This is a genomic window from Sorangium sp. So ce131, assembly GCF_051519095.1.
Lineage (GTDB): Bacteria > Myxococcota_A > Polyangia > Polyangiales > Polyangiaceae > Sorangium.
Genome location: NZ_CP150455.1, coordinates 234,125 through 248,534 on the forward strand (window position 1 = coordinate 234,125; position 14,410 = coordinate 248,534).

13 protein-coding genes are annotated in these 14,410 nt (G+C 71.8%); 8 read left to right on the plus strand and 5 right to left on the minus strand.

Annotated features, from left to right (window positions below; translation table 11 throughout):
* The 3 genes from WMF43_RS00910 (at position 1) to WMF43_RS00920 (ending at position 2,149) form a co-directional block, all read left to right on the plus strand.
* Positions 1-780: a hypothetical protein gene (locus WMF43_RS00910; RefSeq protein WP_437676718.1), complete on the plus strand. Its 780-nt coding sequence runs from the start codon at positions 1-3 to the stop codon at positions 778-780.
* On the plus strand, positions 777-1,679 hold the full coding sequence (locus WMF43_RS00915; RefSeq protein WP_437676719.1) for a DUF692 domain-containing protein: 903 nt from the start codon (positions 777-779) through the stop codon (positions 1,677-1,679). Before WMF43_RS00910 ends, WMF43_RS00915 begins: the two co-directional genes overlap by 4 nt.
* 74 nt (positions 1,680-1,753) lie before the next feature.
* Positions 1,754-2,149 (plus strand): hypothetical protein, encoded by a 396-nt coding sequence (locus tag WMF43_RS00920; protein ID WP_437676721.1) that lies wholly within the window; start codon positions 1,754-1,756, stop codon positions 2,147-2,149.
* A gap of 12 nt (positions 2,150-2,161) precedes the next feature.
* On the opposite strand, the gene WMF43_RS00925 is transcribed toward WMF43_RS00920, so the two are convergent.
* Positions 2,162-3,289, minus strand: coding sequence for a substrate-binding domain-containing protein (locus WMF43_RS00925; RefSeq protein ID WP_437676723.1), 1,128 nt, complete (start codon positions 3,287-3,289; stop codon positions 2,162-2,164).
* A gap of 727 nt (positions 3,290-4,016) precedes the next feature.
* A complete protein-coding gene (locus WMF43_RS00930; RefSeq protein WP_437676724.1) occupies positions 4,017-4,673 on the minus strand; it encodes a ferritin-like domain-containing protein in 657 nt (218 codons plus the stop codon).
* Between the two features lie 81 nt (positions 4,674-4,754).
* Here WMF43_RS00930 and WMF43_RS00935 point away from each other — a divergent pair, with 81 nt between their 5' ends.
* The 4 genes from WMF43_RS00935 to WMF43_RS00950 all read left to right on the plus strand — a co-directional run bounded on the left by WMF43_RS00935 (position 4,755) and on the right by WMF43_RS00950 (position 8,139).
* On the plus strand, positions 4,755-5,753 hold the full coding sequence (locus tag WMF43_RS00935; protein ID WP_437676726.1) for a hypothetical protein: 999 nt from the start codon (positions 4,755-4,757) through the stop codon (positions 5,751-5,753).
* A gap of 47 nt (positions 5,754-5,800) precedes the next feature.
* The gene (locus tag WMF43_RS00940) at positions 5,801-6,616 is read left to right on the plus strand and encodes an MOSC domain-containing protein (protein WP_437676728.1); all 816 of its coding nucleotides are present in this window, start codon (positions 5,801-5,803) and stop codon (positions 6,614-6,616) included.
* Positions 6,617-6,729: 113 nt separating this feature from the next.
* On the plus strand, positions 6,730-7,206 hold the full coding sequence (locus tag WMF43_RS00945) for a DUF2059 domain-containing protein (RefSeq protein WP_437676729.1): 477 nt from the start codon (positions 6,730-6,732) through the stop codon (positions 7,204-7,206).
* Between the two features lie 321 nt (positions 7,207-7,527).
* On the plus strand, positions 7,528-8,139 hold the full coding sequence (locus WMF43_RS00950) for a hypothetical protein (protein WP_437676730.1): 612 nt from the start codon (positions 7,528-7,530) through the stop codon (positions 8,137-8,139).
* Between the two features lie 40 nt (positions 8,140-8,179).
* Here the strand turns inward: WMF43_RS00950 and WMF43_RS00955 are convergent, their stop codons facing one another.
* From WMF43_RS00955 to WMF43_RS00965, 3 genes are all read right to left on the minus strand, one after another.
* Entirely contained in the window at positions 8,180-9,040 is an 861-nt protein-coding gene (locus tag WMF43_RS00955; protein WP_437676732.1) for an alpha/beta fold hydrolase, read from the minus strand.
* A gap of 196 nt (positions 9,041-9,236) precedes the next feature.
* The gene (locus WMF43_RS00960; RefSeq protein WP_437676733.1) at positions 9,237-10,052 is read right to left on the minus strand and encodes a dienelactone hydrolase family protein; all 816 of its coding nucleotides are present in this window, start codon (positions 10,050-10,052) and stop codon (positions 9,237-9,239) included.
* Positions 10,053-10,132: 80 nt separating this feature from the next.
* Positions 10,133-11,113: a TauD/TfdA dioxygenase family protein gene (locus tag WMF43_RS00965; RefSeq protein WP_437676735.1), complete on the minus strand. Its 981-nt coding sequence runs from the start codon at positions 11,111-11,113 to the stop codon at positions 10,133-10,135.
* 671 nt (positions 11,114-11,784) lie between these two features.
* Here WMF43_RS00965 and WMF43_RS00970 point away from each other — a divergent pair.
* The gene (locus tag WMF43_RS00970) at positions 11,785-14,400 is read left to right on the plus strand and encodes an ATP-binding protein (RefSeq protein WP_437676737.1); all 2,616 of its coding nucleotides are present in this window, start codon (positions 11,785-11,787) and stop codon (positions 14,398-14,400) included.
* The last annotated feature ends 10 nt before the right edge of the window (positions 14,401-14,410 follow it).

Here is a 14,410-nt window from a genome sequence, read left to right on the forward strand (position 1 = left end):
ATGAACCGCAGGCATTTCCTGGGAGCGACTGCAGCAGGGCTCGCGGCGACCGCGTGGCCCGCGTTCATCCGCGACGCGTTCGGCGACGGCGCCGCGTGCGACATGAAGGGCAAACCGGCGGCCGCCTCGGGGTCGCTGGCCCAGGTCTCGGCCGCGTTCCGCCGCGCCCGGCAGGCGAGGAGGGACCTGGTCGTCTTCGTGATCCCCGCCGACGACACGGCCAAGCACCGGCGCGGCCAGGACTTCGGCGAGCTGCTCAACTTCGGCGCGGACAGGGACCTCGCCCCGCTCGCGGGTGTCGAGGTCGTGTGCGCGACCATGGCCGACCTGAAGAAGCTCGTGCCCGGCGCCGGCGACGGGGAGCCGCTCCTCGTGGTGGTCAAGACAGACAAGGTGCCCGCCGCCGCGACGCAGCTCGACGCCGCGCTCCCGCGTTACGACTGGACGCGCCGCGGCCTCGCGGCCGGGGGCTGGGAGGAGGAGCTGAAGGAACAGGACCAGCTCGCGGCGCGACGGATCGACGCGCTCGGAGCGCTGCTCCGGAAGGGCCTCGGCGACGACGCGCGCGACGTGGAGGCCCGGGCGGCGAGCGTGCGCGCGCGGCTCGTGAAGAAGCCGCCTGCGGGCGCGCACTGGGCGAACGCCAGCGGCTGCGGGACCGACGTGGAGGGCGTCGAGGAGAACCTGATCATGGGCTGCGGCATGGGGCATGTGCCCACCAAGTCCCGGCGCTTTCTCTACTTCTTCTCGATCAACGAGCACGGGAACCTCACGCGTTGATCCCGGTCGGCCTCACGCTCCAGCCTGACGCGGCGTTCCTCGACCTGCTCGCCGAGGTGATCCTGCGCGACGCCGACTACTACGAGGTCGCGCCCGAGACGCTCTGGCGCGTGCCGGACGCCGCCGAGGCCGATCTCCAGGAGAACGGCTTTCACCGCCGCTTCGCCGAGCTCGCGCGCCGGTCGGACCGGCCGTTCGTGGCGCACGGCGTGGGCTGGTCGCTCGGCGGCGCCGCGGCCGCGGACGCGGGGCGGCGCGCGCGCTGGCTCGCGGCCCTCCGGCGCGATCACGCGATCTTCCGGTTCCGCTGGTACACCGATCACCTCGGGGTCAGCGCGCCTGCCGGGCTGGCCGCCGGGCTGCCGCTCCCGCTGCCCATGAGCGCGCACAGCGCTGCCGTCGCCCGGCGCGCGCTCCGGGCGATGCAGGCCGTCGTGGAGGACGTCGGCGTCGAGAACAGCGTCAGCTACTTCGTGCTCGGCGATCCGCTGGACGAGCCGCGCTTCCTCGGGCGCATCCTGCGGGCCCCGCGGACGCACCTCCTGCTCGACCTGCACAACGTCTACACCATGGCGCAGAACTTCGGCTTCGATCCGGCGGAGTACGTGGCGCGGCTCGATCTCGCCCGGGTGATCGAGATCCACCTCTCCGGCGGCAGCGCGAGTGAGCCGGGCTGGCTGCCCTCGGGCCGGGTGCTGCGGCTCGACGGCCACGACGACGTGGTGCCCGAGCCGGTGTGGCGCCTCCTGGAAGAGGTCGCGCCGCGCTGCCCGAACCTGCGCGGGGTGACCCTGGAGCGCATGGAGGGCACGGTGCAGGGCGCGGACGACGCGGCCGCCCTGCGGGAGGAGCTGCGCCGGGCGCGGCGCGTGCTCGGCCGGCGCGGGGGGCGCAGGTGACGCGCGCCGCCCGCGGAAAGGCAGGGGAGCGCGCGGCCCGCGGAAAGGCGGCGGAGCGCGCGGCCCGCGGAAAGGTGGCGGAGCCCGCGCCGGCGCGGCCGGCGCGGCTGACCGGGGCGCAGGCGCACGCGAGGTACGAGGCGCTCGTGGCGCGCGCGATGACCGCCGAGGACCCCGTGGCCGCGCTGCGCGCTGCGGCCGGGGATCCGGCGCTGCCGCCCGCGCTCCGGCGGTCGCTGCTCGCGGCGGACGAGGACGGCGTGCGGATGTCGGCGCTGCTCGTCGCGCGGCTCCGCTTCGAGCGGCTCCTGCGCGGGTCGCCCGAGGCCGAGGCGTGGTTCGACCGCGATCCGGCGGCGTTCAGCGCCGCGTTCCGGCGCTACCACGCCGAGGTGCCGCCCACCGCCTTCTTCCCTGCGGGCGAGTCCCGCCTCTTCCGCGGCTGGATCGAGGCGCAATCCGCGCGTTGATCCGCGCCGGAGCTAGTTGGCCCCGATCGAGTCGAGGAAGGTGTTGTAGGCGTCGATCTTGTCCGCCGGGACCACGTCGAGGCCGACGTTGAACAGGTCGCCGTCGACCATCTGCCGGGCGAGGACCTCCTTGGTCGCCTCGAGGCCGATGGTCTTGATGCCGTAGAGCATGTAGGGCACGAGGTACCCCTCGTAGTACTGCCGCTGCGTGTGCGTGGCCCTGATGCGCCCGTTGCGCATGTACTCGACGGTCTTCGGATCGAAGTCGAACGCGACGACGGGGAGCTCCGGCTTGCCCACGGCCTCGGTGACCATCGCGCACCGGTACGAGATGTTGAACAGGCCGAGCATGCCCACGACCGGCGGGTCCGCCATCTCGAACTGGGACTTCATCCAGTCGACGTCGAACTGCTCGAAGTCGCTGGAAAAGACGGCCTGGCTCACCACGACCGTGTACCCGGCCGCCGCGAGCACCTCCCTGGCGCCCTGCGTGCGCTCGAACCCGTCGACCCAGTCCGCCCCGACGTTGCCGTGGATCATCACCGTGCCTGGCGGCGGGGGCAGCATCGGGAGCAGGGTCCCTCCCGCCGTGGTCCCGGCCGACTTGTTGAGGGCCCCGACGTAGATCGCGCGCTGCGAGGACGCCACGTCGCTGTCGAGCGTCACCACCTGGGCGCCGTTCGCGATCGCCTTATCGAGCTCTTCTGCGTTGGCGTCGCCGAAGGGCGAGATGCCGATCCCCTCGGCGCCGTCCGCCGCCGCCTGCGCGATCTGTTGATTCTGGAGCTCCACCGTCTTCGCGAGATCGTCCGTCTGGTCGCTGGGCCCGAGCACGTTCCCCGTGACCCCGAGCTCGCCCATGGCGCGGTTCGCGCCCGTTGCGATCGGCGCGAAGAAGGGGCCGAGGTTCTTCAGCAGGATCACCATCTGCATCGGCTCGAGGGAGCTCTCGTTGATCTTGGCGACGAGGGCGTCGACCGTCGCCTCGAGCTCCACGGGCGTGAATTCGTTCTTCGGGATCTCCGCTCGCTGAATGAGCGTGACCTCCGAGCCGGCGTCGTAGGTGCCGGTCGAACCGCACGCCGCCGTCATCAGCGCAAGCCCGAAGGCCGCCATCCAACATCGCCCCATTTGCTTCATGAGACCCCTCCTCATCCGTGGATCGTGGGTTGCGCGCGGTACCCTTGTGTGAGGCTCGATCCTGCGGCGGGATCGCCTCCACGCGTGGCATGGGACAGGAGCGGGGGCCGTCCCGAGGTGGTCTGTCCCGTCACGGGCGACCCCTCCACCACGGCTGCATCCTCGGGGCGATCGATCTCCGCCGGCGAGCAGGACGCCGAGGCCAGGGACGCGAGTCCCACGGACAACCCGATCCCCCTACAGTGCATGCCTTGTCCACGAGCGACGAACCACATGTCGGTCCGACGGGGGCAGCGCAAGGCGTCAAGCAAATCCAGGCCCATGCTCGATCTCTCGAGATACGCCGTCGAGGGGCTCGCTGTCAACGGGGAGAAGATGACCGACGCGAGATGGAATCGATACGGAGCTTCGTCGGACAGCGCCTTGTTTCGAGCATCACAAGTCTGGCCAGGGATCCCGAGAGGTTCCAAGCAAAGGCGCACCCCAGAATTCTCTCTGTATTTTTGCGTCTTTGCGTCTTTGCGCCTTTGCGTTGAAATCTCTCTTCTCTTGGCGTGATCCCTGCCAAGACTTCTGACAGGCGGAACTAGCAGCCGGGCGCGCCGGACAGCGGCTGGCAGCCCGGCGCGTGCCTAGTAGCCCGGCGCGTGCCTAGTAGCCCGGCGCGTGCCTAGCAGCCCGGCGCGTGCCTAGCAGCCCGGCGCGTGCCTAGCAGCCCGGCGCGTGCCTAGCAGCCCGGCGCGCGGCAGATGCCCATCTTGATGCGCGCGATCTCCTGGAGCTCCTCGGCGATCTCCAGCGTGCGCGCCGCCGCGGCGCGCGCGAGCGCCTGGTCCTCCTCCGTGACCGCGAGCCGCTCGAGGAGCCGCCGCCCCATCTCGTGGTGATGCCCTTCGTCAGGCTGGATGACGTCGCGGTAGAGGCGCGCCGTCTCGGCGTCGCCCTGCGCCTCGCAATACTCGATGAACGCCTGGTTGTGCACCTTCGCGAGCGCCTCGCGGGTGAACTGGCCCGCCGCGACGCGCTCGACCGTCGTGCCGAGCCCGCGCAAGTACCCGAACATCGGCGTGGGCGCGCCGAACCTCGCCGCGATCGCCGCGGGATCGACGCCGAGCGCGCGGAGACGATCCGCGATGAGCCGGTAATGCCTCGCCTCGTCGCCGCACTGGCGGGCGAGGGCGAGCTTCACCTCGACGTCCGTCTCCGTGGTGAGCCAGAGCGCAGCCTCCTCGACCGCCTCGAGCTCCTTCTTGAGCGCCGTCGAGAGCAGCTCCGGGACGCCGACGCCGCCCCGCGGCTCCGCCGCGACGGCCGCGCTGCCGATGCGCGCAAGGCGCTCACCGACCTTGCTGTCGAGCTCATCGAGGAATTCTGCTGTGTTCATGTAGGACATCATGGGCGCGCCGCGGGCGGCCGGTCAATAGGCCCGGTCCCTCGCGGCGCCGCGACCGTGTACGCTCCTCGAATGGCCTGGCGGTTCCTCCCCACGTGGATCGACCTCGAGTCGGTCTCGATCGCGCTCCACCTCCCCGCGCGCACGACGCTGAAGCGCACCGGCGTGGCGACCCTCTCCACCTCGGAGAAGAGCGCCTCCACGGCGCTCCGCCTGACGCTCGCGCCGACGCTGCTGCGGGTCGCCTTCGATCCTTACCTCGTCATCGACTTGCCGCCTCCGCTCGGCGACATGGGGCTCCAGCAGGTCGAGTACGACTTCCGCTCCGGCGCCATGACCACGAACGTCTTCTACACGGGAGGGCTCGTCCGGGTCGGCAAGGGCTCGGCCGAGGACGAGGCGCGCGCCTTCCTGCGCGGGCTCGTCACCTCGACGCCCATCGCGATCCCGCCGTACGACCCCACGGGTGATACCGATCTCGTCCTGACGGTGCGACAGGTGCTCGCGAACCTCGAGGGCGAGGGCGCCGGCGGCGCGGTCGTGCGGGGCGCGACCGTCGCCGCCCGGCTGAAGCTCCTCGGGGAGCTCGTGGCCGCGGTGGGGCCGGACGGCGTCCGCATCCCCGCCGGCGCGACGATCGAGGCCCGCGTCGATCTCGAGGGCTCGCAGGCGGAGCTGGAGACCGCGCCGCGCGTGCAGCGCATCCAGCTCGACTGCTCCTCTGCGGTGCTCCGCAAGGCGGGAGTCGACCAGGCCGACGTCCGCCGCTTCGTCTTCCGGCGGGGCGGGGACATCGCGGTCGAGGACGTCCATCCCCTCGGGTCGCTCGGGAAGGCCGCAGGCGCCGAGTCGATCGTGCGGCTCTTCGCCGCCCTGACCACGGGCGGCGGCGCCGCCGCGCTCGATCCGCGGCGCCTTCAGCCGACCGTCGTCGAGGGGCTGGTCAAGGAGGAGATCGCGCGCGCCCTCCGCCCCGCGCTGCTCGACTGGGTGCGCCAGAACGCCACGGCCGTGCAGGGGCTCGATCTGTGGAAGGTGCTCGGAATCGAGGAGGGACAGGGCGTGGCGTGAAGGTGCGCCGCTCACCGGCGCCGGGCGGCGCGTGGTATAGCGGCGCAATGCGCATCTCCGCGATCCATATCTACCCTGTCAAAGGTTGCCGCGGCCTCGCGCTCGACGCGGCGGCCGTCGATGATCTCGGCCTCGTCGGCGATCGCCGGTTCATGATCGTCGAGCCCGACGGCAAGCCCCTCACCCAGCGCCCGCTGCCGCGCATGGCGCTCATCGAGACGCAGCTGTCCGAGGACGCGCTGACGCTCCGCGCCCCCGGCCGCGAGCCGATCTCCGTTCCGCGCGCGGCGCAGGGCGCGCGCCTGCTCACGGTCGAGGTCTGGAGCAGCACCGGGCTCTCGGCCGAGGACTGCGGCGACGAGGCCGCGCAGTGGCTCAGCGATTACCTGGAGCAGCCGGCGCGGCTCGTCCGCATCGGCGCGTCGTTCCGCCGCCCGGTCCTGGCCTCGACGGCGCGCCCTGGCGAGCTCGTGTCGTTCGCGGACGAGTTCCCCTTGCTCGTGATCTCCGAAGCCTCGCTCGCCGACCTGAACGAGCACCTCGTCGCCCGGGGTGAACCCGCGCTGCCGATGAACCGCTTCCGCCCCAACTTCGTCGTGAGCGGCTGCGCCGCCTTCGACGAGGACCGGTGGGAACGCGTCCGCGTGGGCGAGCTCGTGATCCGCGCCGGCGGCCCCTGCGCGCGCTGCACCGTCACCACGACCAACCAGATGACCGCGGAGCGCGGCCCGGAGCCCCTGCGCACGCTCGCCAAGTACCGGCGCGACCCCGAGAAGCCCGGGAATGTAAATTTCGGCCAGAACTACATTCACGAGACCAGGTCCGGCACGGTGCGTGTGGGCGACGAGGTCGTGCCCGCGTGACCCGTCGCCTCGCCTCGCCTCGCGTCGACGACCGGCGGCGCCGGGGCGCGCCGCGTCCTTGCTCGTGGTGGGCGGGGCCATCGGAGCGCTGCGGTGCGTGATACAAGCGCCGCATGAGAAACCCCATCCGTCGTTCCTGGATCGTCTCGCTCGCCTTCGCGGCCCTGTTCTCCCTCGTCTCGCTCGGCAGCGCGCACGCCGGGGAGGCCGAGAAGAAGCTCGCGCAGGAGCTCACGCACCTCATCATGCCGAAGGAGGTCTACGGCGCGCTCATCGAGCAGATGGCGAACAACGTGGTGGCCTCGATGCAGCAGGCGGGCGGGAAGATCTCGGCCAAGGACGCCGGGAAGCTGAAGGCCGTCGTGACCGAGGTGCTGCCGTACGACGAGGTGGTGCAGTGGAACGTCGAGGTCTATGCGACGAAGTTCACCGCCGATGAGCTGAAGGAGCTCATCAAGTTCTACGGCACCCCCGTCGGAAGGAAGTCCGCGAAGCTCCTGCCGGAGATCAGCGGCGAGGTGGGCAAGAAGATCGGAGCCATCGTCTTCCAGCGGATGCCCGCCGCGATGAAGAAAGCCGGCCTCCAGTAGCCAGCCCCGCCGGCGCGCGAGCGAGCCCGTCTGTCGTCGGTTTGCTGCTGCCCGTCTGCCGCCGGTTTGCTGCTGCCCGTCTGCCGCTGCCCGTCTGCCGTTGAACGATGGGTCATTCGCCGACAGCGTGGGTGGTTGTCTCACGCAGCGCGGGCGGCTCGATTGCGCTACGACTGCGGGATGTTCGGTCCAGGGCGTCCTAACCACCCTCCGCAGCCGCCGCCTCACTACCCCCAGCAGCCGCCGTCTCACTATCCTCCGCAGCCGCCGCCTCACTACTACCCCCCGCAGCCGCCCCCTCCGCATCGCCCGAAGCCGGGCGTGTCGCCGCTCGTGGTGGTGCTCCTCGTCGTGGGCGGCATGTTCATGCTCGGCGTGGGCGGCCTCATCGTCCTCGGCGGCGTGGCGTACTTCGTGGCGAGCGCGACGCCGGAGGACGCCGTCGTCGAGCCGGTGCCCTCCGGGGCGGTGCCCTCCGGCATGTCGACCACGGGCGGCGCCTCGCCCGCGCCGCCCCTGCGGACGAGCACCCCGCTTCGCCCCGATCTGGACACCGGGGAGCTCGCGGGCGCTGATCCGTCGAACGGCGAGCACCCCGCGGGCGATGCCCCGTCGCCCGCCGACGACGAGGCGGGCGAGGCGCCGACGCCCGCGCTGCGTGGAGGTCAGACGCCCACCTCCCCGAGCGAGGGCTCCTCGAACCAGGGCCCCAGCAGCGCCGGCGCGACGGGCGGGGCGTCCTGGTGGTGCACGGCGAGCGCGTCCGTGCGCGTCTGCGGCTTCGCGGGCGCCTGCAACTATCAGATGGTGTTCGGCAACGGCAGCGGGAAAGACCGCTTCATGGCGTCGCAGCAGGCGAAGCGATCATGCGAGGCGAGCGCGCGCGCCAAGGGCGCCTCGGCCATCTGCGTCGTGCAGTGCAGCCCTCGCTGACGAGGGCAGGGAAGGGCCCTGGCCGGACCGGCGGGGAACACTACCGCCGGTAGACCAGGAACCCGGCAATCGCATCGATCAGAGCTTGCGGCTCATCCGCCCTCACCGAGTGGCTGCTGCGCTCGAAGATCCGTAGATCCGCCCCCGGGATCAGCCGCGCGATCTCCTCCGACATCTCGGGCGGGCAGATCCAGTCGTGCCTGCCGCCGATCACGAGCGTCGGGACCTCGATCTCGGGGAGCCGCGGCGTGAAATCGAAGCTCCGCATGAACCCCGAGAGCCCGACGTTCCACGCCTCGACGTTGTAGATCGCGCGCGCGGAACCCTCGGCCGCCTTCTTCGGATCGAAGGTGGTCGAGTAGAGCGGCCCCATGATCTCCAGGAACTCGGCGAACTGCGCGTCGCTCGTGAGCTCGCCGCCCCAGAGCCGCCTGCACGCCTCCTTCTGCGGCTCCGTGCCGCGCTCCGCCACGATCTGCTTCGCCCGCTCGATGAGCCGGTGGCTCGCCGCGGTGGCCACGAGGATGAGGTGAGAGATGTTCTTCTGGTACTTGAGCGCATACGCCATGGAGACCATCCCTCCATAGGACGTCCCCATGACCACGATCCGGTCGAGCCCGAGGTGCACCCGCAGCGCCTCCATGTCCTCGACGTTGTTCTCGAGCGTGTATGTCTCCTTGGCCCCGCGCGCCGAGCGCCCTTGCCCGCGATGATCGAAGTAGACGAGCTGCACCCTGTCGGCGAGCGGCGTCATCCCGCCCTTGTGCGAGGAGTGATCGGCGCCCGGCCCGCCGTGGACCACGAACATCACCGGCTTCTCGCGCATCCGCGGCCCGTCGGGCACGAGCCCCATGCCTTCCACGTCGAAGTAGATCTCCGTGTCCCTGATCTTCGCCTTCATCGCGCCAGGGTAGCCGATGGCCCGCGCCCGGAGGCGTGGAGGAGGCGTGAGGAGTGCGCGCGGAGTAGCAGCCGAGGCGCAGCTTGCTGCGGGAGCAGCACCCGCCGGAGCCGCGGGAGACCGAGGGGAGGGGAGCGAGAGGGCGGGGCGAGGGAGGCAGGCGCGAGGGAGGCAGGGGCGAGGGAGGGACGGCCCCTCAGGCGACGCCGTGCTGAGCGAGCCAGTCGAGCTGGCGCTGCCACGCATCGGCGGCCGCCTCGGCCCGGTAGCTCGGCCGGTAGTCCGCATAGAATGCGTGCGGGACATCCGGGTAAACCCGGATCTCCGATCGCGCGGCCGCCGTCCCGTCGCTGCCCGCCTCGCGGGCGGCCCGCAGCGCGGCTTGCAGCTCATCGACCGTCGCGAGGGGGATCCCCTGGTCCTGCCCGGCATACAGCCCCAGCACCGGCGCGCGCAGCGCGCCCGCGACGTCGATGGGGTGCCGCGGCTGCGCCTCGGTGCGGTCGCCGGTGAGGCGGCCGTACCAGGCGACCCCCGCCTTCAACGAGGGGTTGTGCGCGGCGTAAAGCCAGGTGATGCGCCCACCCCAGCAGAAGCCCACCGCCGCGACCTTGCCGGCGTCGGCCTTCCCGGAGGCGACCGCGAAGGACACGCTCGCGTCGAGGTCCGAGAGCACCTGCTTGTCGGGCACGCGGCCGGCGAGCGCCCGGAACTCGTCGATGGTCCCGAGGCGGCTCGGGTCGCCCTGGCGCACGAACAGCTCGGCCGCGATCGCGTAGTAGCCGCGCTTCGCGAAGCGGCGGACCACGTCGCGGATGTGCTCGTGTACGCCGAAGATCTCCTGGATCACCAGCACGAGCGGGAATGGCCCGGAAGCGGCCGGATGGGCGCGGTAGCCCGGGATGTCGCCGGCCGGCGTGGGGATCGTGACCGCGCCCGCGATGAGGCCGGCGTCGTCGGTGTGGATGGGCTTCGGGGCGTTGCCCTCAGCGATGGGCGTGGAGCTGGACATGACCGGGCCGCAAAGCAGCGTCCGTGCCACGGAGGCTGCTTTGCGGCCGAGCTACCGAGCCGACGGGCTGCGCGCGGCGATCAGGCCTGCACCTCGGCCTCGGGCGCCTTGTCCTGGCGCACGGGCTTGAGCCGGCTCGGGACCTTCTTGCCGAAGGCCTCGCCCGCGATGATCTCGGAGCGGACGCCGTCGACCCCGACCGGGATGTCGCCGGTCAGCGTCACCCGGTAGAGGACGCGCTCGACGTCGAGGTGGTTGAGGTCCTGCGGGCCGAGGTGCGCGGTGGCGCGGTTGTCCCAGAAGGCGACGCTGCCCGGCTCCCACCGGAAGCGCACGGTGTAGGTCGGGCGGCTGATCTGCTCGAAGAGCAGATCGAGGATCGCGCTGCTCTCGCGCGGCGACAGGCCGACGATGTGGCTGGTGAAGCCGGGGCTGACGAACAGCGCGCGCTCGCCGGTCTCGGGGTGGACACGCACCACCGGGTGGACCGAGATCAGCGGGTTCTCGCGCACCTTGCGCAGGTAGGGGCTGTCCTGGTCCTGCGGGGCGAACCGCAGCCCGAAGCGGTGCTCGGCGCGCAGCCCGTCGACCAGCGCGCGCAGCGGCGCGGACAGGCCCTCGTAGGCGGCGACGAGGTTGGTCCAGGTCGTGTCGCCGCCGTAGGGCGGCAGGATATGCGCCCGCAGGATCGAGGCCGCCGGCGGGTTCACGGCGGCGGTGACGTCGGTATGCCAGCGGTTCTCGTAGCTGAAGCGCCTGCCGTAGCGGCGGTCGTAGCGGCGGCTGTCGATCGCGAGGATCTCCGGGTACTCGTCGAACGGCTCGTCCTCGTGCGGGTGCGCGTAGGTCACCTCGCCGAAGCGCGCGGCGAAGGCGATCTGCTCGGAGTGGCCGAGCTTCTGGTCGCGGAAGAAGACGACCTTCCACTTGAGCAGCGCCGCGCGGATGGTCGCCACGGATTCGTCCGAGAGCGGCCCGGCGATGTCGGCGCCGAGGATCTCGGCGCCGATGTGCCCTGCAAGCGGTTTCACCTGGATGGTCTGATCGGATCTCTGGCTCATGGGTCCTCGCAGCGTTCCCCGCAGCGGATGCCGCGGGCGGCGGCGAGGGGATATGCGGGGGCCGTGCCAAGGAGCACACGGCGCGGCCGCGCAGCGCCGCGGGCTCCCCGGGCCGGCGGGAGGCGCGCGGCACGCTGGCCGCCGTCCTCGCCGCCGCAGCGCAGCCACGCGCCGGCGAGCAGCACAGCAGCGCTGGACATCAGATCACGTGTCCTCCTCGAGACCCACATCGCACACTCCGGTTCCCTCCCGCTGTCAACCTTGCCAGTGGGCTGGATCGACTTAAGCGCTTCATAACGCGTCTCCCTGTCCCGCCGCGCCGTTGCTCGAGCGCTCTCCGGGCAGCGACGCAGCGCGCGTCGCGCGTCGCGCGTCGCGCGTGATTTGTGATCCGAATTGCTACAATGGACCACACCAGCACGCTCTCCTCAACGTCCGGCGTGTTGCGTGACAGCCGCGGTGTGGGATAAGACGTCAATGGCGCTCGAGTCCCTGCCTGGCAGCTCGCGGAGGCGCCGGGGGCTCCTGCGAGGCCGCTGCCGCCGCGGCCAAGGACCACGGCGCTCGCGCCGCCCTCCGGGCGCAGGCGCGGCGGCGCCGCCCTCCCGGGGCCCGCGTCGAGGGCTCTCGCCGCGCCCGCGCCCGCGCCCGCGCGCGACCGTGAGCTGGTGATGTCGGACCCGAAAGAACGAAAGCGCACGCCCCCCGTGCTGCGAGAGTCGCAGAAAGAGCAGCTCTTGCGGCACATCGTCTCGACGTTCCCCTACAGCATGTGGTGGAAGGACAGGAACTGCGTTTACATCGGGACGAACGAGCTGAACGCCCGGTGCGCAGGGCTGAGCCACCCGGACGACATCGTCGGCCTCACCGACTACGACCTGCCCTGGACCAAGGAGGAGGCGGACCATTACATCGCGATCGACAAGGCCGTGATGGCCTCGGGCGAGCCGATGCTGAACATCGAGGAGACGCAGCGCCAGGCGGACGGCAGCCAAAAGACCCTGCTCACGTGCAAGGTCCCGCTCAAGGACGAGAACGGCGAGGTGTTCGGCATCCTCGGCGCGTGGACGGACATCACCCAGCGCAAGCTCACCGAGCTCGCGCTCGCCCGCGCGAAGGACGAGGCCGAGCAGGCGAACCGCGCCAAGGGCGACTTCCTCGCCACGGTGAGCCACGAGCTGCGCACGCCGCTCACCTTGATCCTGTCGCCGCTGGAGCGCCTCCTCGAGGCCCAGCACGGCTCCCTCCCGGGCGACGTGCGCGAGGAGCTGGAGCTCATCCGCCGCAACACGGCGCGGCTGCTCAACGTGGTGAACGACCTCCTCGATTTCTCCAAGGCGGACGCCGGGCGGATGGAGGTGAGCCTCGAGCCGACCGACATTAATCGGTTCACCGAGCGGATGCTGGCCGACGTCGGGCCGAGCGCGGCCGCCCACGGCCGCACCCTGATCCTGGCCGGCGACGCGCTCGGCGTCGTCTCCCTCGACCGCTACAAGTACGAGCGCATCCTGCTCAACCTCATCAGCAACGCGCTGAAGTTCTCCCACCCCGGCGGGCGCGTCGAGGTCGCGCTCCGCGCGCAGGGCGACGCGTGGTTCGAGCTCAGCGTGCGCGACGAGGGGATCGGCATCCCGGCGGAGCAGATCGACAAGCTGTTCTCGAAGTTCATGCAGGTCGACAGCTCGGCGAAGCGCAGGTACGAGGGCACGGGGCTCGGGCTCTCGCTGGTCAAGCAGTTCGCGGAGCTGATGGGCGGCTCGGTCGCGATCGCCAGCGAGCTCGGCCGCGGGACGGCGGTCCACGTGCGCTTGCCGCGGGGGATCGGCGGCGGCGCGGAGGCCTCCGAGGCGACCCGGGGCGGCGCCCGCAGCGGCGCGCAGACGCAGCGCTGGCTGCGCGCGTTGCCGCCCCCGGAGGCGCCCGGCGGCGAGGTCGCGCCCGGGCCCGACGCGCCCCCGCCGCCTCCGGGCGCGCCCCCCACGCCGCGCCCGGCCGGCCGGCCGAGCGCGCCGCCGGGCGCGGCCCCGTCCCCGGCGCTGCCGGGCGCGGAGGCGCAGCGGCCGCTGCTGCTCCTCGTCGACGACAACGCCGACATGCGCAAGCTCCTGCGCTCGCTGCTCGCCCCGAGCTACCGCCTGCTCGAGGCGGCGAACGGCCTGGAGGCGCAGCGGCTGATCGCGCGGTCGCCGCCGCACGTCGTCGTCTCGGACGTCATGATGCCGCTCCTGTCCGGCGTCGAGCTCGCCGCGTGGCTCAAGGCGCACCCCGTGCTCCGCCACATCCCGATCATCCTCGTCACCGCGCGCGCCGACGACGAGTCGGTCGCGGCGGGGCTCGACGGCGGCGCCGACGAGTACCTGGTGAAGCCGTTCTCGCCGCGGGAGCTGCTCGCGCGCGTGCGCTCGATGGTGCGGCTCTACCAGTCGTACCAGCGGCTCGGCGCCGAGCAGGCCGAGATCGCGCGGCACTCCGGCATGGCCCAGGTCGCGATGGACGTGCTCCACAGCGTGGGCAACACGCTGAACAGCGCCGGGATCGCCGTGGAGCTGATGCGGGATCGCGTCGGGAAATCGAGGCTGCCGCGCCTGAAGACGGCCCTCGCCGAGCTGCTCCAGGCCCCGGCCGCCACCGCCGATCCGGCGGCCGAGGCGCGCCGCGAGAACCTGCGCCGCTACGTCGAGCTCGCGCTCGGCGCGCTCGAGCAGGAGCAGGAGGTCGCCGCCCAGGACATCGAGGGCCTCCGCGAGCACCTCGGCGTCATCCGCGACGCGATCCGCGCGCAGGAGAAATATGCTTACCGGAACGCCTACCACACGGAGCGGCTCTCCTTGCACGAGGTCGTCCGGGAGGCGCTGCACGCGCACGGCGCGGCCCTCGTGGCCGACAACGTCGCCGTCTGCGTCGATCTGAGGCCCGTCGAGGACATCGTGGCGAACCGCCATGATGTCCTGACGATCCTCTACAATCTCCTCGACAACGCGCGGTCCGCCGCCGCCTCCTCGGGCCGGCGCGAGCCCTGGATCGAGATCTCGGCGTGGCAGGACGGGGCCGAGGTGCTCTGCGCGGTCGAGGACAGCGGGCCGGGGGTCCCCGAGGACCTGCGGGTGCAGGTGTTCCATTACGGGTTCACGACCAAGCAGGGCGCGACCGGCCTCGGGCTGCACTTCTCCGCGAACCGGATGAAGACCTTCGGCGGATCCATCCAGCTGGAGGACGGGCGCGAGCGCGGGGCCAGGGTCGTGCTCCGGTTCCCGGTGGGCGCGGGCGGGGCCGGGCGTCCTCTCTAGGCCTGGCGCC

Bases quoted from the DNA above. Each gene is read 5' to 3' on its own strand.
- WMF43_RS00910 (WP_437676718.1), top strand. From the start codon at position 1: ATGAACCGCAGGCATTTCCTGGGAGCGACTGCAGCAGGGCTCGCGGCG.
- WMF43_RS00925 (WP_437676723.1), bottom strand. From the start codon at position 3,289: ATGAAGCAAATGGGGCGATGTTGGATGGCGGCCTTCGGGCTTGCGCTG.
- WMF43_RS00930 (WP_437676724.1), bottom strand. From the start codon at position 4,673: ATGAACACAGCAGAATTCCTCGATGAGCTCGACAGCAAGGTCGGTGAG.
- WMF43_RS00935 (WP_437676726.1), top strand. From the start codon at position 4,755: ATGGCCTGGCGGTTCCTCCCCACGTGGATCGACCTCGAGTCGGTCTCG.
- WMF43_RS00940 (WP_437676728.1), top strand. From the start codon at position 5,801: ATGCGCATCTCCGCGATCCATATCTACCCTGTCAAAGGTTGCCGCGGC.
- WMF43_RS00945 (WP_437676729.1), top strand. From the start codon at position 6,730: ATGAGAAACCCCATCCGTCGTTCCTGGATCGTCTCGCTCGCCTTCGCG.
- WMF43_RS00955 (WP_437676732.1), bottom strand. From the start codon at position 9,040: ATGAAGGCGAAGATCAGGGACACGGAGATCTACTTCGACGTGGAAGGC.
- WMF43_RS00960 (WP_437676733.1), bottom strand. From the start codon at position 10,052: ATGTCCAGCTCCACGCCCATCGCTGAGGGCAACGCCCCGAAGCCCATC.
- WMF43_RS00965 (WP_437676735.1), bottom strand. From the start codon at position 11,113: ATGAGCCAGAGATCCGATCAGACCATCCAGGTGAAACCGCTTGCAGGG.
- WMF43_RS00970 (WP_437676737.1), top strand. From the start codon at position 11,785: ATGTCGGACCCGAAAGAACGAAAGCGCACGCCCCCCGTGCTGCGAGAG.